This window comes from Nonomuraea sp. NPDC050536 (assembly GCF_044457685.1).
Taxonomy (GTDB): domain Bacteria; phylum Actinomycetota; class Actinomycetes; order Streptosporangiales; family Streptosporangiaceae; genus Nonomuraea.
On the sequence record NZ_JBITHD010000001.1, the window covers coordinates 1,288,067 to 1,309,972 of the forward strand.

General features: G+C 70.1%; 20 protein-coding genes. 11 read left to right on the forward strand and 9 right to left on the reverse strand.

Annotation, left to right across the window (positions count from 1 at the left end; translation table 11 throughout):
- Nucleotides 1-12: 12 nt before the first annotated feature.
- Both ACIBHX_RS06255 and ACIBHX_RS06260 read left to right on the forward strand, forming a co-directional pair.
- Nucleotides 13-543 (forward strand): CGNR zinc finger domain-containing protein, encoded by a 531-nt coding sequence (locus ACIBHX_RS06255; protein WP_397064736.1) that lies wholly within the window; start codon nt 13-15, stop codon nt 541-543.
- Nucleotides 544-554: 11 nt separating this feature from the next.
- The gene (locus tag ACIBHX_RS06260; protein ID WP_397064737.1) at nt 555-1,226 is read left to right on the forward strand and encodes an SDR family NAD(P)-dependent oxidoreductase; all 672 of its coding nucleotides are present in this window, start codon (nt 555-557) and stop codon (nt 1,224-1,226) included.
- On the opposite strand, the gene ACIBHX_RS06265 is transcribed toward ACIBHX_RS06260, so the two are convergent.
- The 3 genes from ACIBHX_RS06265 to ACIBHX_RS06275 form a co-directional block, all read right to left on the reverse strand.
- A complete protein-coding gene (locus ACIBHX_RS06265; RefSeq protein ID WP_397064739.1) occupies nt 1,201-2,904 on the reverse strand; it encodes a hypothetical protein in 1,704 nt (567 codons plus the stop codon). The genes ACIBHX_RS06260 and ACIBHX_RS06265 overlap by 26 nt on opposite strands.
- Before the next feature lie 556 nt (nt 2,905-3,460).
- On the reverse strand, nt 3,461-4,279 hold the full coding sequence (locus ACIBHX_RS06270; protein ID WP_397064741.1) for an MBL fold metallo-hydrolase: 819 nt from the start codon (nt 4,277-4,279) through the stop codon (nt 3,461-3,463).
- Nucleotides 4,273-4,848, reverse strand: a complete 576-nt coding sequence (locus ACIBHX_RS06275; protein ID WP_397064742.1) for a dihydrofolate reductase family protein — start codon at nt 4,846-4,848, stop codon at nt 4,273-4,275. The genes ACIBHX_RS06270 and ACIBHX_RS06275 overlap by 7 nt, the downstream gene beginning before the upstream one ends.
- Before the next feature lie 94 nt (nt 4,849-4,942).
- On the opposite strand from ACIBHX_RS06275, the gene ACIBHX_RS06280 reads away from it, so the two are divergent.
- On the forward strand, nt 4,943-5,428 hold the full coding sequence (locus ACIBHX_RS06280; RefSeq protein ID WP_397064744.1) for a winged helix-turn-helix transcriptional regulator: 486 nt from the start codon (nt 4,943-4,945) through the stop codon (nt 5,426-5,428).
- Nucleotides 5,429-5,580: 152 nt separating this feature from the next.
- Here the strand turns inward: ACIBHX_RS06280 and ACIBHX_RS06285 are convergent, their stop codons facing one another.
- The 3 genes from ACIBHX_RS06285 to ACIBHX_RS06295 form a co-directional block, all read right to left on the reverse strand.
- Nucleotides 5,581-6,381 carry a cytochrome c biogenesis CcdA family protein gene (locus ACIBHX_RS06285; protein ID WP_397064746.1) on the reverse strand — a complete coding sequence of 267 codons (801 nt, stop codon included), beginning with the start codon at nt 6,379-6,381 and terminating at the stop codon, nt 5,581-5,583.
- Complete coding sequence (locus tag ACIBHX_RS06290; RefSeq protein ID WP_397064748.1) at nt 6,378-7,106, reverse strand: DsbA family protein; 729 nt, start codon at nt 7,104-7,106, stop codon at nt 6,378-6,380. Before ACIBHX_RS06290 ends, ACIBHX_RS06285 begins: the two co-directional genes overlap by 4 nt.
- A 740-nt stretch (nt 7,107-7,846) precedes the next feature.
- Nucleotides 7,847-8,641, reverse strand: a complete 795-nt coding sequence (locus ACIBHX_RS06295; protein WP_397065031.1) for a DeoR/GlpR family DNA-binding transcription regulator — start codon at nt 8,639-8,641, stop codon at nt 7,847-7,849.
- Between the two features lie 53 nt (nt 8,642-8,694).
- Here ACIBHX_RS06295 and ACIBHX_RS06300 point away from each other — a divergent pair, with 53 nt between their 5' ends.
- The gene (locus ACIBHX_RS06300) at nt 8,695-10,656 is read left to right on the forward strand and encodes a DUF5107 domain-containing protein (RefSeq protein WP_397064750.1); all 1,962 of its coding nucleotides are present in this window, start codon (nt 8,695-8,697) and stop codon (nt 10,654-10,656) included.
- Between the two features lie 38 nt (nt 10,657-10,694).
- On the forward strand, nt 10,695-11,303 hold the full coding sequence (locus tag ACIBHX_RS06305; protein WP_397064752.1) for a TIGR03086 family metal-binding protein: 609 nt from the start codon (nt 10,695-10,697) through the stop codon (nt 11,301-11,303).
- Here ACIBHX_RS06305 and ACIBHX_RS06310 read toward each other — a convergent pair.
- Nucleotides 11,278-12,309 (reverse strand): AI-2E family transporter, encoded by a 1,032-nt coding sequence (locus ACIBHX_RS06310; RefSeq protein WP_397064754.1) that lies wholly within the window; start codon nt 12,307-12,309, stop codon nt 11,278-11,280. The two genes, ACIBHX_RS06305 and ACIBHX_RS06310, sit on opposite strands and share 26 nt — an antisense overlap.
- 80 nt (nt 12,310-12,389) lie before the next feature.
- On the reverse strand, nt 12,390-13,346 hold the full coding sequence (locus tag ACIBHX_RS06315) for a transcriptional regulator (protein ID WP_397064756.1): 957 nt from the start codon (nt 13,344-13,346) through the stop codon (nt 12,390-12,392).
- Nucleotides 13,347-13,427: 81 nt separating this feature from the next.
- Between ACIBHX_RS06315 and ACIBHX_RS06320 the strand changes: the two genes are divergently transcribed.
- Nucleotides 13,428-14,645 (forward strand): MFS transporter, encoded by a 1,218-nt coding sequence (locus tag ACIBHX_RS06320; protein ID WP_397064757.1) that lies wholly within the window; start codon nt 13,428-13,430, stop codon nt 14,643-14,645.
- A gap of 21 nt (nt 14,646-14,666) precedes the next feature.
- On the opposite strand, the gene ACIBHX_RS06325 is transcribed toward ACIBHX_RS06320, so the two are convergent.
- Nucleotides 14,667-15,209, reverse strand: coding sequence for a GNAT family N-acetyltransferase (locus tag ACIBHX_RS06325; protein ID WP_397064759.1), 543 nt, complete (start codon nt 15,207-15,209; stop codon nt 14,667-14,669).
- A 225-nt stretch (nt 15,210-15,434) separates the two neighbouring features.
- Here ACIBHX_RS06325 and ACIBHX_RS06330 point away from each other — a divergent pair, with 225 nt between their 5' ends.
- From ACIBHX_RS06330 to ACIBHX_RS06350, 5 genes are read left to right on the forward strand one after another with little or no spacing between them, the layout of a single operon-like run.
- A complete protein-coding gene (locus tag ACIBHX_RS06330) occupies nt 15,435-16,718 on the forward strand; it encodes an extracellular solute-binding protein (protein WP_397064760.1) in 1,284 nt (427 codons plus the stop codon).
- A complete protein-coding gene (locus tag ACIBHX_RS06335) occupies nt 16,718-17,659 on the forward strand; it encodes a carbohydrate ABC transporter permease (protein ID WP_397064762.1) in 942 nt (313 codons plus the stop codon). Before ACIBHX_RS06330 ends, ACIBHX_RS06335 begins: the two co-directional genes overlap by 1 nt.
- The gene (locus ACIBHX_RS06340) at nt 17,656-18,471 is read left to right on the forward strand and encodes a carbohydrate ABC transporter permease (protein WP_397064764.1); all 816 of its coding nucleotides are present in this window, start codon (nt 17,656-17,658) and stop codon (nt 18,469-18,471) included. The genes ACIBHX_RS06335 and ACIBHX_RS06340 overlap by 4 nt, the downstream gene beginning before the upstream one ends.
- A gap of 1 nt (nt 18,472) precedes the next feature.
- Nucleotides 18,473-19,924, forward strand: a complete 1,452-nt coding sequence (locus tag ACIBHX_RS06345) for a right-handed parallel beta-helix repeat-containing protein (protein WP_397064766.1) — start codon at nt 18,473-18,475, stop codon at nt 19,922-19,924.
- A gap of 24 nt (nt 19,925-19,948) precedes the next feature.
- Nucleotides 19,949-21,877, forward strand: coding sequence for a DUF5107 domain-containing protein (locus ACIBHX_RS06350; protein WP_397064768.1), 1,929 nt, complete (start codon nt 19,949-19,951; stop codon nt 21,875-21,877).
- Nucleotides 21,878-21,906 lie beyond the last annotated feature (29 nt).

Sequence of the window (21,906 nt, forward strand, 5' to 3'; positions counted from 1 at the left end):
TAGCATGTGAGTGTGACCCGATTCACCTTCGTCAGCGGCAACGTCGCCCTGGACCTCGCGGGCACCGTCCAGCACCGCCGTACCGACCGCACGGACCTGCTCGACGGTCCCGAGGCGCTGTCGCGCTGGATCACCGAGGCCGGCCTGCTCACCTCCGCCCCGCCGGCCGGCGCCCCGGACCTCGCCGCCACCAAGGCGCTCCGCGAGGCGATCTACCGCCTGGCGACGGACGCTGCCCAGCCGCACGATCGCGACACGCTCAACGCCTTCGCCGCCACCCCTCCCGCCCAGGTACGGCTGGCCGCCGCGGAGGGCGTCGAGCGCCTGGGCCCGGTGCCCGCCGCCCTGTCGACCGTGGCCAGAGCCGCCATCGAACTGCTCGGCGGCCCCGACCACGCCCGGATCAAGCAGTGCGGGGCCGACCAGTGCACCCGCCTGTTCGTCGACACCTCCCGCGCGTCGTCGAGGCGCTGGTGCGACATGCTCGAATGCGGCAACCGCGCCAAGGCCGCAGGCTTCCGCGCCCGCCACCGCGTCACCTAACCTCTTCCGTCATGGGCGACTTACTGGTGACGGGAGCGGCAGGCGGGATCGGCTCGGCGGTGGTGTCCGCCCTGGAGGCGGCGGGCCACCAGGTGACCGCCCTGGGGAGGAGCCTCGAGCGGCTGCCCGGCTCGGCACGCCGTATCGAGGCGGACCTGTCGCGCCCGGAAACCCTGGAAGCCGCCCTCGGCGACCTGGGCGACCTGGACGGGGTGATCCACTGCGCCGGGGTCGCGCACGTGGCCCCGGTGGCGGAAGCCTCCGTCGAGGTCTGGACCCGGACCCTGGCGGTGAACCTGGCCTCCGCCGCCGAGATCACCCGCCTGGCGTTACCCGCCCTCCGCCGCTCCCGGGGTCACGTCGTCTTCGTCAACGCGACGCCCGGGATGCATGCCGTACCACGCTGGTCCGCCTTCGTCGGCAGCAAGACCGCGCTGCGCGAGCTGGCCGACTCCCTGCGCGAGGAGGAGGAGCCGCACGGCGTTCGCGTCACCACCGTCTACCCGGCGGCCACGGCCACCGACCACCTGCGCGCCATCCGAGCCGCCTTCGGCCGCCCCTACGATCCGGCGGCCTGCATCCAGCCGGCCAGCCTCGCCGCCATGATCGTCTGGCTCCTGGCCGCGCCCGCGGACTCCTACCCCTGCGAGCTCTCCGTCATCCCCGCCCCCCGCTCCAGCTGACCCCGCGCGTGCCGGTGAGCGTGACGTCGAGGACGGTGAGGTACTCGTTGGCGGAGATGGCCGATGTCACCGTGGTGCCGCTCTGGGTGGTGGCCGGCTGGTCGAGCTTGAAGATCTTCGCGCTCACCCCCTGGGCGCGGTTGAGGGTGATCGTGCCGGACGGGGTGTCGTTGTAGGAGAACAGGTAGAAGTGGTTGGGGTCGTCGCGGTCGGTGTAGTACTCGATCAAGGAGCTCTCCGGAGCCGACACGGAGAAGGGCAGCCCCTGGTCGATGCCCGTGACGGGCACCGTGGTGTGGAACGATCGGGCCTTCGGCTCGAACCAGGTGTCCTTGGTGGCGTTGTCCGCGCCGACGAGCGCCACGGTCTTCGCGGCGACCAGGGCGTACTCCTGGTCGCTCATCGACTGCGCCCCGCCCAGGACCACGGTGCCGGTCAGGTCGGAGGCCTTCAGCCCGTCCTGGGGGACGATCCGGAACGGCACGTGCCGGCGCGCCAGCGCGGTGAAGGCGTCGCCGTACGCCTTGAGCGCCGCGGAGGTGGCGTAGGTGAAGTCCTTGCTGCGCATCGGATACAGCAGCGACGCCTTGGCGTACGGCACGCGCCGGTCGAGGATCGGACGCAGGGTGTCGAGGAAGGAGAAGGCGTTGGCGGGGTAGGGGCTGTCGCTCGTCGGGTAGTAGTTGCCGGACAGCGCCAGGGTGATCGCGTACTCGCGCCGGGCCTGGGTGGCGTTCTGCGGCCAGCCGAGATACCACATCGGGAAGCTCTGGTCGGCGTCCCGACCGGCCTTGGCCGCGCGGAAGGCCTCCTTGAACTTGCCCGAGAGATAGTTCGGCTCGACCTCCGGTGACACGGCGATGCCGCCGCCGATGGTGAACTGGTTGTCGTTGCCCATCTCGGTGCCGGTCTGGTTGTCCAGCGAGGACATCTCGAAGAACGGCGTGATGCCGTAGGCCCGCGCGGTGCCGGCCAGGTCGGCCAGGTAGTCGCGGATCGCCTCGTGACGGAAGTAGACGAACTTGCGCCAGGCGGGGGAGTTCCAGTCGACCGTCTTCGGCACGTCCAGCCCGTACGCCTGCTTGAACGCGTTGGCGAACCCCGGATCCGACGAGGCCCAGAAGTTCCCGAAGGCCGTACCCGCCACGCTGGTCGAGTCGATGTAGACGCCGTCCAGCCCCGCCTGTCCGAGCGCGGCCAGCCGGCCCTTGAAGAAGTCCCGCCACCCGCTGTACGGCGAGGCCCAGTCATCGGCTGCCTTCGCGGGAACCCAGTCGACCTGCTTCGTGGTGGTGAACGACATCTTCTTGCCGGTGATGTCCTGCTGCAGCCAATCAGGATGCGTACTGGCCAGCGTCGGCTTACCGGTCGGCCGCCCGTTGGCGTCCACCGCGTCCCGGGTCAGAACCTCGACCCCGTTCAGATAGCACACCGCCTTCAGCCCCCGCGTATGAGCCTGCGCCAGCAGATATCGGATTTTGCCGAGCATGTTCTGGAACCCGGCCTCGTCCACGAACGACCCGTACATCTGCTCTTCTTCGAGGTAGAAGATGACGGTGTTCGCCCCCTTGTCTTTCGCGGTGTCCAGCCGCTCACGGATTGACGCCTCGTCGTCACCCGGATTGAGAATGTCGAACGGCCACACCTTCATGCCGTAGGTCCACGCGGGATAACTCACCGCTTTCGCCTGCTCGGAGGCGTACGCCGCACCGTGAGGTACCGGCTGTGCCAGCACAGCCAACCCCAGAGCAGCAGAAACCACACACACCCGGAACTGTCGCATCGACGACCTCCACCCGACCGGAATGTAAGGGCCTCACACCTTACTGAAGAGATCGCGCGGAGATCGCCAAAAACTCGGTGCGATGGTTTTCAATAGTTGAAAGCGAGATTACCAAGGCGTTGTGCAGGCGCGATCGTCGTACAACGTGACCCGAATTGTACATTTTGCGATCACGAGTCGAACCGGCAATATGAGATTCCCGATTCTCGCAATGTGAGACGCAATATATTTGGTGACCCGCTGCTGACTGGGTGGAGCAGCCATTGGTGCAGAACCTCTCGACGCGTGGTGTCGAGAGCGCTTTGGGTAGCATAAAGCTCTTGAGCCGACCTCTTATCTTTAGCTGAAATTGATCGGTCTCGTCGGTTACCACGAAATCGACCAAGGCAAAACTGTCCCGGCTCCGGGCATTCACAGTCCTCCATCTTGGCGGCGTGTCGCACACCGATCGCTAGCGGGGCGTCCCGTCGCGCTCGCTTCTTTGGGCGAGACGCTGGAGTTGATGTTCGTGCACGCCGGCCACCCAGTCCCAGCCGTCCATGGCCGATGGGCCGATCCGCGGGTCGCTGGGGACGTGGGCGTCATGCAGGGCGTGCACGTACGCCCGATCCTGGTCGATCCGCGCGTGTACCTGATCAGCTCCGCCGACGGACCCGTGGCCGGGGATGAGGACATCTACGTCGCCCGCCACGCCCTCGATCAGGCCCAGCGCGGCGAGGTAGTCCTCGATCGGGTCGGCGGCGTTCAGGTCGAGCATCGGAATCAAGACATCGGAAAGCATGTCGCCGGCGATGAGAACCCCGCGTTCCTCGATCAACAGCGCCGCATGGCCCGGGGCATGTGCTTGATGCTCGACGATGCGGACTTGCGGGCCGTCCCAGGGAATCTGCGCCGTCTCGGCGGGCAGAGCGGTGATGAGGCCGAGCAGGTCCAGCGGTACCTGTTCGGGGATGCCGGCGGCCTTTGCGACCGCATCCACCCCGCCCGAGAGCCGATCTCGGACAGTGGCCGCGCAGAGGGCCGTGCCGTAACGAGGCGCCGCGCCGAGCCCGGCGTGCCAAAGCAGGTGATCCCAATGAGGATGCGTCGAGAAGCCTGCCACCACGGTCTGGCCCGACTCGGACAGGTCGTTGGCGAGGCAGGCCATTTCGTCGCGATGGATTCCGGCGTCGATGAGCAACACGCCGGCCCGGCCTTGCACGACCACGGAGTTGGTCTGGCAGAACTCGCTCTCATGGACCGACGCGCCCTCGGCGACCTGCCTCAGCATGGGCTGTCCTCGAGCTCATTGTGGATCGCGTAGTGGTGCATCGTGACGCCCTGCTCGAACGAGCGCTGCTCGAGCAGGTCAAGCTCGATCGGCACGTCGTAGTCGTCGAACAGCGGCCTGCCGAAGCCGAGGATCGCGGGATGGGTGAAGAGCAGCAGCTCGTCGAGCAGATTGGCGCGGAGCAGCTGTGTGGCGAGCGCCGCGCCACCTACACCGATGGTGCCGTCGGTCTGGGCACGGAGGGCGGCGAGCTGCTCGATCGCATCGTCTCCGCCGATGATCCGGGTGTTGTGATCGGCGCTGCGGCGGGTGCGAGAGACAAGCACCTTGGGCGCTGCGGTCCAGATCTCGCCGTATTCACGCAGGACGTCCGGCAGCGACGCGTCTTCGCGCGCCCGCGGCCAGTATTCCTCCATCGTCTCGTAGATGACCCGGCCCTGGACCATCAACGCGAGCGTCTGCGCCCGCGCGTTGAACTCGCGGTGCAGTTCCTCGCTGATGCGAAGCCATTCGCCCGCGCCGTTGTCCCCAGGAACCTGCTCGATCCGCAGGTCGAGGGACACGTTCATCCAATATAAGAAGCGACCCATCATCCCCTCTTCCTCAGAGTGCTTGCATTCTGCAACTACTATAGGGGGAGCGAATACCTGTCAAGGAGGAGTCGTGGAACCACGGTCCGAGTGTCCGATCAACGCCGCCGTCGAGGTGCTCGGAGATCGCTGGTCGTTGCTCGTGCTGCGCGACGTCATCTTCGGCGACCGCCGATACTTCCGCGCGCTGCTCACCGGGTCGATTGAGGGCATCGCCTCGAACATCCTCGCCGATCGCCTCAAGCGGCTCATCGATGCAGGGATCCTCACCCGCGGCACCGCGGCCCGCGGGCAGCGCGCGCGCTTCAGCCTCACTGAAGCCGGCATCCAGACTCTGCCGATCATCCATGCTCTCGGCAACTGGGGTCTTGACTGGAGCTCCGGCAGCGCCGAGCTCCGAAGCCGGCAGCAGCTCATGCGCGATGAGGGTCCTGCGTTCATCGAGGAGCTCATGGACGAGCTCCGCGTTCGCCACCTCAGCGCCCCGCCGAAGCCGCACGACGGCCCGGGCGCGTTCGAGCGACTCGGCGCCGCCTACGCCGCCGCTGAGCAGGATTGAGTCGATGCCGGTCACCGGGCTCCACCAGAAGTGCATCGGTCTCACGGTCACCGTAAACGTCGTACCGCGGAGCCATGGTGGTTGATCTGCCAGAACAGGCCCACTGGGTGGGAGGAGGTCGAGGCGCGCGCCGTACACGACGTCATGGGGCTCTAACGCCGCAGCCGCCACACGGTGATGGCCACGAGTGCTGTCGCGCCGGTGGCGATGATGGCGAGGTCAGGGATGTCGACGGTGGCGAGGGAGTCGAGGGTGGTCTCCCAGGAGTCGGGGAGGCTCACTGCGCGGGTGCCGTCGAAGAGGAGGAACAGCGTGCCCAGGGTGATGAACAGGAGGCCGGAGGCCAGGGAAGTCGTGTGCACCCGCAGCGGGCCCATCCGTAGTCCGCGGCCGCGGAGCCATTCTCTGCGCGACAGGTCGAAGCGCTGCCAGAGTACGGCGAGCAGCAGGAGCGGGGCTGCCATTCCCGCGGCGTAGACGGCCAGCAGTGCCGCGCCGCGCAGCGCGTGTCCTGAGGCGGCGGCGATCGTGAGGACTCCGCCCAGTACCGGGCCCGCGCAGAAACCGCCCAGGCCCGACACGAACCCGAGTGTGAAGACCGCCGCGGCGGAGTCGCCTCCGGCCAGGCCGCGCAACCGCTCGATCGGGCCCCCGACGGAGGGCAGGGACAACCCGGCCGTCTGGATGGTGCCCAGGGCGATGAGGGTCCAGCCGGCGAGGGTGATCAGGAGGTCCTGGTGGGTGTAGAAGAGGCGGGTCGCGAGGGCCGAGCCCATGCCGAGCGGCACGACGACCGCACACAGGCCCAGGTAGAAGAGGAGGGTACGGCTCAGCAGCGCCCTCCCCGTGGGGAAGGCATAGGCGAAGAAGGCCGGGAGCAGCAGCGCGCCGCAGGGGCTGAGCAGGGAGAACAGGCCGCCGAGGAAGGCGGTCGCGTAGCCGAGGTGGGTCACTGTTCCGCGCGGGCCTTCTCGATGGCCTGCTCGAAGACCGCCTGAGGTTGGGCGCCGAACAGGAGCTCGCCGTTGATGAGGAACGCGGGGGTGCCCGGCATGCCGATCTCGGTGGCGAAGTCTCTGTCGTCCTCGACGGCCCGCCGTACGGCGGGATCCTTGACGTCGGCGTCGAAGCGGGGCAGGTCGAGGCCCAGGTTCGCGGCGACCGAGCGGAGGCCTGCGTCGGTCAGGCTGGGGTGGCCGGTGTAGAGGGCCTGGTAGAAGTCCCAGAAGCGGTTCTGTCTGGCGGCGGCGCGGGCGGCGATGGCGGCTCTGATCGAGTCACGGCCGCGGATGGGGTAGTCGCGCCAGAAGATCCGGATGATGCCGGTGTCGAGGTACTTGGCCTTCAGGGCGGGCTCGATCTTCTGGGCGAAATTTCGGCAGTTGGGGCACTTGAAGTCGCCGAACTCGACCACCGTGACCGGCGCCTGCGCGGACCCCCTCATGAGCTTCTGATCAACCGGCGGTGGTGTGGGCCCCTCCCACGTCGGGGTCGCCCCATCCGAGACGGCAGGTGTCGCGCTCGGGCTCCCAGCAGGTCGACTCCCCGTGGAAGCGGCGACCCCAGGGATCCGAGCGGCGGACCCGGAGTCGTCGTCCCGCCCGAGAGCGGCCACGCCGAGCACCATGAGCAAGACGGCGCCCACCAGGAACCCCAGCAGCACCCGCACCTTCGTCATCCGCCCCAGGATAGATGCGCGGCACGCCGGCCGATCACCCCGTTACCGTCATTAACGGCGGCTCTGAAAGAAAGGGCCGCGGGCTCACGGTCTGTCCCGCCGGTAAAGATCATCTGGGACACCCAGCGCGGGGAGCAGGACGAGGAGAATGATCGCCGCGAGCTCGAGCACAATGTCCGTGCCTCCTGTCGACCAAGCCGGGTACCTCGCCAGGATGGGCTTTGCGCCTGCGCGGGTGAAGGCTCAGGCAACCGGGCAGATATGAGCCGCCACCGGTCACCGACCAGGCACCCCAAAAGGGCACTTGTGAGGCAAGCCCATGCCCACCGGCGGGATGGGATGACGATGCAGTCAACGGCGCGTCGGCACCCCCCGGCGGTTGCCGCGCCTTCGCCGTCCTCCCGGGATAAATGCGTGGCACTCGGGCCGATCAGCCCGTTACCGTCGATAACGCGGTCAGGAAAGCAGAGGGCCGCGGGCTTACGGTCTGCCCGGCGGGAATGGCGCCCCCCGGTTGGATCGAGTCCATCGCCCCGGGCGTGGCCCACGCCAGCCCGGCCGGGGCTCAATGCCGCTCTAGCCCAACTGGCAGAGGCGCCGTCCGGAACGGCAATATGCTTTGGACGTGCCTGCCCCCCGTAAGTGGACAGATGATCAGCTCAGGGACGCTGTCAGGCTCTCCCGCTCGGCAGCCGAAGTGCATCGTCGCCTCGGATTGAAGACGGCAGCCTCTGGTGACGTCAGGCCCTGACGACCCGCACGCCGGCGTCGGAGAAGCGGGCCGCCTGCGCGGCGGGCGCGCTGGCGTCGGTGACCAGCACAGAGACCGCAGTGAGCGGGCAGATCCTGGCGAAGGCCTGCTTGCCGAGCTTGGAGCCGTCGGCCACCACGATCACCTCCCGCGCCCTGGCGGCCATCAGCCGGTTGATCGCCGCCTCGCCCTCGTGGTGGGCGCTGGCCCCGTGATCCACGTCGATCGCGTCCACGCCGAGCACGGCCACGTCCAGCGCCACCTGCTCGAGCATCCCGATGGCGACCGGGCCGACCAGCTCGTAGGACTGGGCGCGGGCCGAGCCGCCGGTCGTGACGACGTGGATGTGCGGCCGGACGACCAGCTCGTGGGCGATGTTGAGCGCGTTGGTCACCACGGTCAGCGCGGGGCCGCGGCCGCCGGGGCCGGGGTCGGAGCGGGAGGCCAGCGCCCTGGCCACCTCGGTCGTGGTGGTGCCGCCGTTCAGCGCGACGGTCGAGCCCGCGGGGACCAGCGCCGCCGCGGCGGCGGCGATGCGCTGCTTCTCCGGCGCGTGCTGGGCCACCTTGTAGCGCAGCGGCAGGTCGTAGGACACGCTGTGCGCGGTAGCGCCGCCCCTGGTTCTGGTCAGCAGTTGCTGCGCGGCCAACTCGTCGAAGTCGCGCCTGATCGTGGCCGTCGACACGCCGAGCTTCTCGGCGGTCTCCACGACGTCGAGCTGCCCGGCCTCGGCGACGAGCTCGAGCAGGACGTTCCAGCGTTCGTACCGGTTCACGGGCCCCATCATGACAAAGTGCTAATTTGTGCGGAAAGCCGCGGACAACTGTCGAGGAGAACGTGACCCAGTTCCAGCTGTCCTCGATCACGATACCGGTATCGCCGCTGGGCCCGGAGAACCCGCTCCCGCCGCTGCGCACGCTGCCTGACCCGCGCGGCGGCCTCGAGCTCGCCGCCGCCGACGCGGAAATGGCCGCCCAGCTCGCCTACGGGCACGTCGACTCCCTGCTGCCGTACACCTTCCAGGACGGCTACGGCCGCGAGCGCGAGGAGCGCGAGCTGCGCACGGCGGTGCTGGACAACGGCGTGCTGCGCGCGGAGTTCCTGCTGGAGTACGGCGGGCGGCTGCGTTCCCTGGTGCACCTGGAGACCGGCAGGGAGCTGCTGCACAAGCCGTCCTTCCTGCAGCTGGCCAACCTGGGGCTGCGCAACGCCTGGTTCGCCGGCGGGGTGGAGTGGAACCTGGGCACGTTCGGCCACACCGCGCTGGCCTGCGCCCCGATCCACGCCGCCCGCCTGACCAGGCCCGACGGGGTGCCCGTCCTGCGGATGTACGAGTGGGAGCGGATGCGGCGCCTGGTCTACCAGCTCGACGCGTGGCTGCCGCCCGGCTCGCCGGTGCTGCTGGTGCACATCAGGATCGTCAACCCGTTCGCCGAGGACGCCGCCGTCTACTGGTGGTCCAACGCCGCGGTGCCCCAGGATGGCGACACGCGCGTGCTCGCGCCCGCCCGGCAGGCCTACCACTTCTCCTACGACGGCCGGCTGCGCCGCATCCCCGTGCCCGACTGGCGCGACACCGACCAGTCCTATCCCGGCCGCGGCGGTCCCGCCACCGACTTCTTCTACGAGCTGCCGCACGGCTCGCGCCCGTGGATCGCCGCGCTGGACGCCGGCGGCGCCGGGCTCGTCCAGACCTCGACCGAGCAGCTGCGCGGCCGCAAGCACTTCCGCTGGGGCACCACCGACGCCGGCCGTAACTGGCAGGACTGGCTGTCGGGCCCCGGCCGCCCCTACACCGAGATCCAGGCGGGCCTGTCCCGCACCCAGCTCGAGCACGTACGGCTGGCCGCCCGCTCGTCGTTCGCCTGGACCGAGGCGTACGGCCTGCTCCAGGCGGACCCCGCGCTCGTGCACGGCCCGTGGGGAGAGGCCACCGATCACGTCGCGGGAGCCATCGAGTCTCTGCTCCCGGCGGCCACGCTCCTGGCCGAGCATGACCAGGCGGTACGGCTGGCGCGCGCCGTACCCGAGGAGATCGTGCACGTCGGCAGCGGATGGGGCGCGCTGGAGCGCAGAGCGCTGGCCAAGCGGCGCAGCAGGGCGCTCAACCTGCCCGCCACGCCCTTCGGCGACGAGACGATCGGGCGCGACCAGCAGTCGTGGCTGTCGCTGGTGCGCAAGGGCTCGATCCCGACCCCGGCGCCGGTGCTGCCGCCCTCCTCCTACACCGTCGGGCCGGAGTGGCGGGCGCTGCTCGAGGCGGCGGACAAGACCTGGTTCACCCAGTTCCACCTGGGGGTGAACCTCTATCACGCCGGCGACCGCGAAGGGGCGCGGGTGGCCTGGGAGCGCTCGCTGGAGTGCGCGGAGAACGCCTGGGCGCTGCGCAACCTGGCCGTGCTGGAGACCGACCCGGCGCGGGCGGCCGACCTGTACGCGCGGGCGCACGCGCTGTCGCCCCGGCTGCGCCCGCTGACCATCGAGACCCTGCACGCGCTGCTGGCCGCCGGGCGGACCCCGGAGGCGCTGACGCTGATCGACCGGCTCGGGCCGAAGGACCGCTGGCACGGCCGGATCCGGCTGCTGGAGTGCCGCGCCGCGCTCGACAGCGACGACCTGGCCAGGGCCAGGCGCGTGCTCGACACCGGGCTCGTGGTCGACGACCTGCGCGAGGGCGAGGACACGCTGGACGAACTGTGGTGGGACTACCACGAGCGGCTCAACCCGACGGGCGCGGAACGGGTGCGCGCCGAGCACCCGCTGCCGTGCCGGTACGACTACAGCGTGAAACAGTACTAACATGTAGGAAAATTCCTACGCGTTAGTGAGGTGTCTCGATGCCGACCGTCGCCGAGAGGTACGCCAGGCTCGCCGGGCAACTGCTGGACAGGATCAAGGCCACCCCGGCCGACCGCTGGGACGCGGTCTGCCCGTGCCGGGGCTGGACGGCCCGCGACGTGGTCGCGCACGTCATCAACGGCCACCGCGGCATCCTTGGCTTCGTCACCGGCCGCCCGCCGGTCGCGGCCGACGGGGTGGGCGTGTCGGGGATGGACGGCGCCCCGGCCGTCGAGCCGGGCGCCGACCTGGCCGTGGCGTTCGCGCGCTGCCGCGACGACATGGTCGCGATGCTCGGCGATCCAGAGCTGGCGTCCACGACGGTGCCGGGGCCGATGGGCATGGTGCCGGTCGAGCTGGCCGTCGACGTGATCGGCTCGCTGGAGGTGCTCGGGCACACCTGGGACCTGGCCCGCGCGGTGGGCGGCGACGAGCAGCTCGACCAGGACGCGGTGATCCGCACGCACGAGGCGCTGCTGCCGCACTACGAGGGGCTGCAGGCCACCGGCGCCTTCGACCCCAGTATCCCGGCTCCCGCAGGGGCTGATCCGCAGACCGCCTTCCTGTGTTTCGTGGGCAGGGCTAGCGCCGTTCCTTCCCGGCGATGAGCGGGGAGGCCCAGGTCGTGGCGGGGTCGGCGTCGATGAGGATCGCGCGGACGAAGGCGCTCAGCGGGACCGCCATGATCGCGCCGATCGCGCCCAGCGCCCACGTCCACACCAGCAGCGACAGCATCGTGAGTGTGGTCGTCAGGCCTGCCGACTCGCCGACGAACTTGGGCTGGATGACCGACTGGATGACGAAGTTCAGCACGCAGTAGATGACGATCACCCAGATCATCGTCCCGACGCCCGAGTCGAGCAGCGCGAGCAGGGCCGGCGGCACCAGGCCGATGATGAAGCCGACGTTGGGGATGTAGTTCGTGATGAACGCCAGCAGCCCCCACAGCACCGGCAGCGGCACGCCCAGGATCGCCAGCGCGATCGTGTCCAGCACGGCCACGATCAGTCCGAAGATCGTCGAGACCACGATGTAGCTGCAGGTGTCGCGGGCGAAGCCGGACAGCGCGTCCACCAGATGCGGCCTGGATCCGCGCAGCGCCCTGAGGGCCCGCTGCTGGAACACCGCGTCCAGGCTCATCGTCCACAGCAGCAGCGCGATGAGGACCACCTCCGAAACCACGCCCGCCAGCCCCGACAGCACGCCCTTGACGGCGGTGAGCAGCTTGCCGGGGTCCAGCTTGCTGAGTGCCTGCTGGGCCTGGGCCGAGGTGATGCCCAACTTGGCCAGCTGCTGCCCGATGCCGGACAGCAACTGCTGGTACTGGCTGGAGTAGGTAGGCAGGAGAGCAGTGAGCTTCGCCACCGACACCACCATCGCCACCACGAAGACCACCAGCACGAGCAGCACGACACCCAGTGGAACGGCGACCAGCACCCAGGCGGGCGAGCCCCTGCGTATCAGCCTGGACCGCAGCGGGCCCACCACGACCGTCAGCACCAGCGCCAGGAACGCCGGAGCCGCGATGCCGCTGATCTGCCGCAGCCCGAACAGCACGACGGCCGCGGAGGCGACCCCGACGAGCAGCCGCAATCCTCTGGAGAAGTCAGACACGCCGGACACGTTAGAGATCATCCGGGCTCGCGCCGGTTCAGCGCGCGGGCACTGGGGAAAACCTTGCCCCAGCCGGGGGGTCACGAATTCTGGGCGTCGATGAGAACCTGGCCGGCGGGGGTGAGGTAGTAGAGGACCGAGCGGCCCGCGCGGCGGCGCTGGATCAGGCCCCCCTCCATGAGCACCTTGAGGTGGCGGCCGACCGAACCCAGGCCCTGGCCGGTGAGCGCGACCAGCTGGGTGGTGCTCTTGGGCGTGTCGAGCAGCACCAGCACGCCCGCCCGGGCGGGGCCGAGGAGGCGGCCGAGCGGTCCCGGGACCTGCTGGTGCTCGGTGAGGGTGCCCGAGCAGGGGTAGACGATCGCGTATCGGTGCGGCTCCTCCCAGGCGACCCAGGCCCGGCCCGGCGTGACGGGGACGAAGAAGAGCCGCGCACCTGACAGGTCACGTGGCGGGTAGTCGTGGGCGTTGATCTGCAGCCGCCCGGCCCCGAGCCAGCGCATCCCCGGCCGCATGGAGTCCAGCGCCGCCGCCCAGCCGCGCTGCCCGAGCTGGGCGGTGCGCGCCACGATGTCCGCCTCCAGGATGCGCCTGCGCCGCGGCCAGTACGGCAGCACGGTCTCCCGCCACACCCACTCCATGATCCGCGCGGCCCGCTCAGGCAGGTCCTTGCGACGCAGTACGGCGGGCAGCGGCCCGCCCATCGACACCTCCAGATCCGCCACCGCGTCATCCGGCGCGGTGTCCCTGACCTGCTCCACCTCCCGCTCGAAGGTCGCCTCTCCGTCGGGCGCCGGAGTGAGGAAGTCCGCGTTCCAGCCGCGCCCGAGCCCGATCTGCACCATCAGCCCGGTGACCGGGTCGGCGGCCACCCGCTCCCGGTAGGCGGGCAGGTGCGCCTCCAGCCAGGCCCGCTCACCGGGATCGGCCGCATCCGCCGAGTCGAGCAGCTTCAGGCTGGCCGTCACCTCGGCCAGCGGCGAAACGATGAACCGCCCGCCCGCCAGCGTGTCCGCGTTGATCACCCACCACCCCACCGAACCCCACCTCCCCAGGCGACCTTTCGCGGCACTGCGAAAGAATAACGCCCGAGCGGAAGCCCGTTGGAGACTCACCCCATGCGCACCTACGGCGAGCTCTTCAGAACCCCGGAGTTCACCCCGCTGTTCCTGTCATCGGGAGCATCCGTGACCGCCCAGACGGTGAGCGGGCTCGCCCTGGGCACGCTCATCTACACCGCGACCGGCTCCCCGCTGCTGTCGGCGCTGGCGATGTTCGGCCCGGCGCTCGTCCAGGTGGTCGGCGCGACGACGCTGCTGTCGGCGGCCGACCGGCTGCCGCCGCGGGCCGCGATGACCGGGATGGCGCTGGCCTTCGCCGTCGGCACGGGACTGCAGGCCGTGCCCGGTATGCCGGTCTGGGCGTCGTTCGCGGTGCTGCTGGTGCTGGGGCTGGTGTCCTCGCCGGGCGGGGGAGTGCGGTACGGCCTGCTGAACGAGATCCTGTCCAAGGACGGCTACCTGCTGGGCCGATCCGTGATCAACATGTCGACGGGCATGACGCAGATCGCCGGCTTCGCGGTGGGAGGGGTGCTGGTGGCCACCCTGTCTCCGCGCGGCACGCTGGTGGTCGCCGCGCTGCTGTACCTGGTGGCGGCGGGAGTGTCCAGGTTCGGGCTGAGCCGCAGGGCGCCGCGGGCCCAGGGGCGGCTGTCGGTGGGCGAGACGTGGCGCACCAACCGCAGGCTGTGGGCCGACCGGTCGCGGCGGTCCCTCTACCTGGCGCTCTGGTTGCCGAACGGGCTGGTGGTGGGGTGCGAGTCGCTGTTCGTGTCCTACGCGCCGGATCACGCGGGCCTGCTGCTGGCGTGCGCGGCGCTGGGCATGCTGACCGGTGACGTGCTGCTCGGGCGCTTCGTGCCCGCGCACTGGCGGGTCCGGCTCGGGGTGCCGCTGCTGCTCCTGCTGGCCGCGCCGTACCTGGTCTTCCTGGCCGGGCCGCCGATACAGCTCGTGGCGGTGCTGGTCGCGGTGTCGGCGGTCGGGTACGGGGCCAGCCTCGTGCAGCAGGAGAAGCTGATGCGGCTGACCCCGGAGGAGCTGAGCGGTCAGGCGCTTGGCCTGCACACCTCGGGCATGATGACCATGCAGGGCGTCGCCGCGGCCGCCGCGGGCTCGGTGGCGCAGTTCACCTCGCCCGCGACGGCGATCGTCGTGATGGCGGCCGCCTCGATCCTCATCACCTTCGCGCTCGCGCCGGGCCTGCGTGCCGCGCGCCAGGCGATCAGCACCCCGAACGGGCACCAGCGCGACAGGAGCTCGGCCGCTGCCCAGTGACGGCCGCCCAGTGACGGGTGGTCAGGCCGGGCGGTCGATGCGGTAGAGGTAGTGGGCCCGGTCGTCGACGGGGTTGTCGGGCTCGAGCTCGCCCTCGGCGACGCGGCGCAGCCCCGCCTTCTCCAGCGCCCGCCACGACGGGCGGTTGGCGGCCGAGACTGGGACCAGGACGCACGGCGCGTCGGGGAAGTCGCGCCAGGTCCTGTCCAGCATCGCGCCGATCAGCAGCGGGCCGAGACCTTGACCGGTCCGCTCGGGAGCGCCGATGAGGTAGTCGATCGTGACCGTGCCCGGCGACACAGGGACGATGGCCGACAACTCGGCCAGGTACTCGGGGTAGTCCGCCAGGCGCGAGCGCTGCACGAGCCCGACCGGCTCGCCGTCCACCAGGGCCAGCAGGTCCTCCGACGGCTCCTCGCCGCGGGCGGTGGGGCCGAAGTCGCGCTCCACCGCCTCCGGGGACGTTTCGTGGTTCCACCACCGTGCCACGTGCGGCTGCTCCAGCCATGAGCGCAGCAGCGGGAAGTCGCCGGGGACGACCCGGCGCCAGGTGATCGTGCTCACCTGGCGACGCTAGCCCGCGGCACCGCGATCGGGCACCCGGTTTTCCGCCGTGCACATCCGTCATGTCACTTTTCCCGCATTCTCTGCAGAAGCTTGCATCTTTGTGCGCACAAACCGTCGCTTTATGCACGATGAGATCAAAGCGTTGCACATACTGCCTTGTACGGCCTCTTGGCGCGGCCTAGGGTTCCGGCCAGACCTGTTCAAGGTGAAAGGTGTGGCGACATGCGCGGACCGAAGGTGACCGCCGTGCTGGCGGCCGGGGCGCTCGCTCTTACCGCCTGTGGCGGAGGCGGCGGGAGCGACAGCAAGGGTGGCGGCGAGTTCACGTACTGGTCGATGTGGAAGGAGAACGAGCCCCAGGCCAAGGTCATCAAGGCCGCGATCGACAAGTTCAGCAAGGAGACCGGCACCAAGGTCGACGTCGAGTGGCAGGGCCGCGACATCCGGACCAAGATCGGCCCGGCCATCGCCGCCAACAAGGCGCCCGACCTGGTGGAGAACGGCTTCGACGTGATCAGCTCGCTGCTCGCCTCGACCGGCCAGGCCGCGGACCTGACCCCCGTCTACAACAGCGAGGTGCCCGGCGAGGGCAAGAAGGTCGCCGACGTCATCCCGGCCAAGTACCTCGACGCGATGCCGAAGGACCCCGACGGCGTCACCCGCTGGATCGTCCCCTACGTGCTCAACTCGGCCACGTACTACTACAACAAGGCCGACGCCGACCTGGCGACGACCCCGGCCACGTGGGACGAGTTCGTCAAGCTGTGCGACACGCTCAAGGCCAAGTCCAAGGCGTGCGTGGCCTCCGACGGCGACAACACCTGGACCAACTTCCTGCTGCTCGACTACCTGCTGGTGCGCGACAACGGGCCGGGCACGCTGGGCAAGATCTACCAGGACAAGACCGGCGCGGCCTGGGACCAGCCGGGCGTGCTGGAGTCGGCCAAGCGCATCGAGCAGTTCGTCAAGGGCGGCTACCTGCTCAAGGGCTACGACGCCAGCAAGTACCCGGCGCAGCAGACCAGCTGGGCCACCGGCAAGGCCGCCTTCCACCTGGACGGCACCTGGGTGCCGAGCGAGGCCTCCAAGAACCTGGCGGCCGGCTTCAAGGTGGGCGAGTTCGCCGTGCCTCCCACCAAGGGCGGCAACACCGAGATCGACATCATCCCGCTCGGCTTCGCGATCCCGAAGAAGGCCAAGCACCCCGAGCCCGCGCAGAAGTTCATCGCCTACTTCCTGAAGAAGGACAACCTGTCGGGCATCTCCACCGAGGCCAAGAACATCACCCCGCGCGAGGACATCCCCGCCCCCGAGGAGCTGGCCGACGCGCAGAAGCTGCTGAGCGCCAACCCCAGCCGCCTGCCACTGGACGGCGTCGCCGGTGACTACCTGGACAAGTCGCTGTTCCCCGCCTTCGCCGACCTGTGGCTGGGCAAGGCGACGGCCGAGCAGTTCGTGGCCAAGGCCAAGCAGGGCCAGATCGCCTACTGGAAGGCCAACGGCTAGTGGCGGTCAGCACACTCGCCGCACCCTCGCGGGCGCGCCTGGCCCGCGGGGGTCCGCTCGAGCGGCAGGCCAACCGGCTGTTCTGGCCGTTCGTCGGCCCGGCCCTGGCCTTCTACGGCGTGCTGTTCCTGGCGCCGATCGTCTTCGCCGCCTGGACCAGCCTGTACAAGTGGGACGGCATGGGCGACATGCGCTGGCGCGGCCTGGACAACTACCGCACGCTGCTGGACGACCAGGCCTTCCACTACGCCGTCATGAACACCATCAAGATCCTGGTGGTCGGCGGCGTGGCCACGTTCGCGGTGAGCTTCGCCCTGACGCTGGCGCTGCGCGAGATGGCGGGCAAGATGTTCGCCCGTTCGGTGCTGTTCTTCCCGTGCCTGGTCAATGCGCTGGTGTTCGGCATCGCGGCGGGCTTCCTGTTCGGCCCGAACGGGCCGGTCAACACGGTGCTGGGGCTGCTGGGCGTCGACGCGGTGCCCAAGTGGCTGTCGGTCGACAACCTGCCCGCGATGATCATCGGGGCGATCGTGTGGACCGCGACCGGCTACTACACCACGATCATCATGGCCGCGGTGGACCAGATCCCGACCTACCTCTACGAGGCGGCCGAGCTGGAGGGCGCCAACGCCTGGCAGCGGTTCCGTCACGTCACGCTGCCGCTGTCGTGGGAGGTCGTGAGCGTCTGCGCGGTGCTGTGGACGGTCAGCTCGGTGAAGGTGTTCGAGATCGTGCTGCTGTTCGGCGGCGGCTCCACGGTCAGCAACGCGCCCATCCAGACCTGGACGACGGCGATGTACGTCTACTTCTCCGCCTTCCCGCAGAGCTCGGTGCCCAAGCTGGGCCTGGCCGCTGCGGCGGCCGTGGTCAGCCTGGTCATGGTGGGCGTGTTCGTGGTCATCCTGCGGCGCCTGATGCGCAGGGATCGGGTGATGCTGTGAAGCGCGCCGGGCACGCCATCGTCTGGATCCTGGTGGCGGCCGACCTCGCGCTGCTGGCCTGGATCTTCCTCACCTCGATCCGCGACACCAGGTCCATCTTCGACCAGCCGTTCGGCCTGCCGGTGCCGCCGCAGGCCGGCAACTGGGGCAAGGCCTGGGCCGAGGGCGGCTTCAGCAGCGCCGCGCTCAACAGCGTCGGCGTGGCCTCGGTGTCGTCGCTGATCGCGGTGGCGGTCGCCGCGCCCGCCGCCTACGCGCTGGCCAGGCGGCGCACCCGCACCTCCAACGCGCTGACCATGACGTTCGCGCTCGGGCTCGGCGTGCCCGGCCAGGTGCTGCTGGTGCCGCTGTTCGTGGGCCTGGCCGCCGTCGAGCTGACCGACAGCTTCCTCGGCCTGACGATCGTCTACATCGGCCTGGCCATGCCGTTCACCGTCTACCTGCTGACCGGGTTCTTCGCCGGGATACCCGAGGTGCTGGAGGAGGCGGCCGCCATCGACGGCGCCAGCGGGCTGCGGGCCTTCGTCACGGTCGTGCTGCCGGTGGCCAGGGGCGGGCTGATCACCGCGTTCCTGCTGCAGTTCATCGGCGCGTGGAACGAGACGCTGTTCGCGATCGCGCTCATGACCAGCGACGACAAGGTCACCCTGCCGGTGGCGCTGGTCAACTTCGTCGGCCTGCAGCAGTACGCGGGCCGTGACTGGGGCACCATGTTCGCCGGGATCTGCATCATCCTGGCGCCCATGGTCGCCCTGTTCTCCTGGCTCGGTACTCGCATCATCCAGGGCATGACCGTAGGGATCGGGAAATAACGTGATCAAGACCTTAATCGTGGTCGGCCTGGCCGCGACCGGGCTCACCGCGCTGGCGCAGTCGAACACCTACTACGTGGACTGCCAATCCACCAAGGCCCCCAAGGGCACCCTGCTGCGCCCGCTGAACAGCCTCAACCAGGTCAACAAGCTGGCACTCAAGCCGGGCGACCGGGTGCTGTTCAAACGCGGCAGCGCCTGCACCGGCACGCTCGCCCCCAAGGGGTCCGGCGCCGCGGGCAGCCCGATCGTCGTGGACGCCCATGGGCAGGGCGCCAAGCCGCGCATCCAGGGCGGCGGCGCCGAGGACGCCGTGATGCTGCACAACCAGCAGCAGTGGGAGATCCGCAACCTGGAGGTCACCAACACCGGCGCCACCGCGGGCAAGCGGCGCGGCGTGCGCGTCAGCGCCCGCGACGCCGGCACGCTGCGCCACATCGTGCTGTCCGGCCTGGACGTGCACGACGTCAACGGCGACGACACCAAGGACGAGTACGGCTCGGCCGGCATCACCATGTGGGTCGAGGGCAACACCACCCCCACGATCTTCGACGACGTGCAGATCACCGGCAACACCGTGACCAGGGCGGACCGGTCCGGCATCTTCCTGTTCTCCAGCTGGAACCGCTCCGGCTGGGGCAAGGAGCCCGGCCCCTACCGGCCGTGGACGGGCGTCAAGGTGGCCGGCAACACCGTCACCGACGTGGGCGGCGACGGCATCGTGCTGGGCAGCGTGGCCGGCGCCGTGGCCGAGCACAACCGGGTGGACGGCTTCCAGCGCCGCTCCCAGGGCTACAGCGCCGGGCTCTGGACGCACAACTCCGACAACGTGCTCATCCAGTTCAACGAGGTGTCCGGCGGCGAGACGACCCGCGACGGCATGGCCTTCGACGTGGACGAGAACGCCTTCGGCGCGATCTTCCAGTACAACCACAGCCACGACAACGCCGGCGGCTTCGCGCTGCTGTGCAACGCCTCGGGCGCGATCCGCGGCGCGGTGCTGCGCTACAACCTGAGCGTCGACGACCACTACCGCGGTATCGAGAACTGCTCGGGCGCCATCGAGAGCGCCGCGGTCTACAACAACACGTTCGTCATCGGCGACGGCGTCTCCCAGACGGTCGTCAACGAGAACAACACCACCCGGCGCAACGTCAGCTTCGCCAACAATCTGGTGCTCAAGCGCGGCTCGGGCACGGCCTCCTTCCAGCTCAGGTCCGGCGGCTACACGCTGGAGAACAACCTCGTCCACGGCGCGCCGGTGCCCGCGGGAGCCGTAGGCACCGTCACCGGTGACCCGCTGCTGACGGCCGACCTCAAGCTCCAGCCCGGCTCTCCGGCGCTCCAGGCGGGCAAATCGATCGACGGCAACGGGGGTAGGGACTACTTCGGCAACCCGATCCCGGCCGCCTGCCCGCCGGACATCGGCGCCCACCAGCTGTCGACCTGCTGACCAACTGAACACTCGGGGACCTTCATGACCAGCACCCTCCGGCTCGACATCCTGCGGATTCCCGCCGCCGCGCCCCCGCGCTCCGGCCTGCTGCCGATCCTGCACGGCACGCAGGTCAGGCACGCGGCGACCGGCGCCGACGCCGAGATGACCGCGCAGATGAGGTACGGCCAGCCGTACAGCCTGCTGCCATACACGATGCAGGACGGCTACGACCGCGCGCGCGAGGAGCGCGAGCTGCCCGTGGTGGTGCTCGAGAACGAGCACCTGCGCGCCACGTTCCTGCCCGGGTACGGCGGGCGGCTGTGGTCGCTCGTGCACCGCCCCACCGGAAGGGAGCTGCTGCACCGCAACCCGATCCTGCAACCGGCCAACCTGGCGCTGCGCGACGCCTGGCTGGCCGGGGGAGTGGAGTGGAACCTCGGCGCGACCGGCCACTGGCCGCTGACCTGCTCCCCCCTGCACGCCGTACGGCTGGCGACGCAGGACGGCACGCCGGTGCTGCGGCTGTTCGAGTTCGAGCGGATGCGGCGCCTGGTCGTGTCGATCGACGCCTGGCTGCCGGAGGGCTCGCCGGTGCTGTTCGTGCGGCCGTCGATCCGTAACCCGTCCGACGCCGAGACGCCGGTGTACTGGTGGTCGAACATCGCGGTGCCGGAGGCGGCGGACGTGCGGGTGGTGGCCCCGGCGGCGCGGGCGCACCACTTCGACTACACCGGGCGGCTGCACCTGGTCGACTTCCCCGAGCTGAACGGCGTCGACCGCAGCTACACCGACCGGGCGGCGGCCGCGGCCGACTTCTTCTTCGAGATCCCCGCCGGCGAGCGGCCGTGGATCGCGGCGCTCGACGCCTCGGGCACCGGGCTGGTGCAGACGTCCACGCAGCGGCTGCGCGGCCGCAAACTGTTCCACTGGGGGACAGGCCCGGGCGGGCGGCGCTGGCAGGAGTGGCTGAGCGGCCCGTCGTCGCACTACCTGGAGATCCAGGCGGGCCTGGCCCGCACCCAGCTGGAGCACATCCCGATGCCAGGGCGCACGACCTGGTCGTGGGTGGAGGCGTACGGCCTGCTCGAGGCGGACCCGTCGATGGTGCACGGCTCGTGGGACGAGGCGCGCAAGAGCGTGTCCGAGGCCCTCGACCGGCTCGTCCCATCCGCCGCGCTCGACGTCGAGCCGGTGCTGTCTGAGCCGGTGCTGTCTGAGCCGGTGCGGCTGGCGCAGGGGTCGGGCTGGGGCGCGCTCGAGGTGGCCGCGGGAGGTATGCCTGAGGTGTCCGGCCTGCCGTTCGGCGAGGTGGGCGCGGAGCAGCGCCCCTGGCTGGAGCTGGCCACCACCGGGCGACTGCCCGTCTGCGACCCGCCCGCCGCCCCGATCACCGGAGCCGGCTGGCGGGAGCTGCTCGAGGCCCACCCGGCCGACTGGCATGCCCGCTACCAGCTGGGGCTGCTCCGCCACGCCGACGGCGACACCCCGGGAGCCCGGCAGGCGTGGGAGGAGTCGCTGCGGCTGACCAGGACGCCGTGGGCGCTGCGCTGCCTGGCCCAGACCGCGGAAGGAGGGGCCGCCGACCTGCTGCTCGAGGCGCACACCCGGGCGCCGCGGCTGGCCGAGCTGACCATCGAGACGCTGACGGCGCTGCTGGCCGGGGAACGCTCCACCGAGGCGCTCGCCCTGATCGACGCCCTCGATCAGGACCAGCGGGCGCTCGGACGGATCCGCCTGCAGGAGGCCCAGGCCGCCCTGGCCACCGGTGACCTCGAGCGGGCGTCCGGACTGCTCGCCGAGGGGATCGAGGTGCACAATCTGCGCGAGGGCGAGGTCTCACTGGACGCCATCTGGTTCGGCTACCACGAGCGCCGCCTGGCGGGCGGCGGCCCGGTGACCCCGGAGATCGCCGAGCGGGTCCGGCGCGAGCACCCGCTGCCGGAGCGGTACGACTTCCGCATGCACTGATCCTCAACAGATCCTCAACACGGGCCCGG

Bases quoted from the DNA above. Each gene is read 5' to 3' on its own strand.
- ACIBHX_RS06260 (WP_397064737.1), top strand. From the start codon at position 555: ATGGGCGACTTACTGGTGACGGGAGCGGCAGGCGGGATCGGCTCGGCG.
- ACIBHX_RS06270 (WP_397064741.1), bottom strand. From the start codon at position 4,279: ATGCTGAGGCAGGTCGCCGAGGGCGCGTCGGTCCATGAGAGCGAGTTC.
- ACIBHX_RS06275 (WP_397064742.1), bottom strand. From the start codon at position 4,848: ATGAACGTGTCCCTCGACCTGCGGATCGAGCAGGTTCCTGGGGACAAC.
- ACIBHX_RS06290 (WP_397064748.1), bottom strand. From the start codon at position 7,106: ATGACGAAGGTGCGGGTGCTGCTGGGGTTCCTGGTGGGCGCCGTCTTG.
- ACIBHX_RS06295 (WP_397065031.1), bottom strand. From the start codon at position 8,641: ATGGGGCCCGTGAACCGGTACGAACGCTGGAACGTCCTGCTCGAGCTC.
- ACIBHX_RS06305 (WP_397064752.1), top strand. From the start codon at position 10,695: ATGCCGACCGTCGCCGAGAGGTACGCCAGGCTCGCCGGGCAACTGCTG.
- ACIBHX_RS06320 (WP_397064757.1), top strand. From the start codon at position 13,428: ATGCGCACCTACGGCGAGCTCTTCAGAACCCCGGAGTTCACCCCGCTG.
- ACIBHX_RS06330 (WP_397064760.1), top strand. From the start codon at position 15,435: ATGCGCGGACCGAAGGTGACCGCCGTGCTGGCGGCCGGGGCGCTCGCT.
- ACIBHX_RS06350 (WP_397064768.1), top strand. From the start codon at position 19,949: ATGACCAGCACCCTCCGGCTCGACATCCTGCGGATTCCCGCCGCCGCG.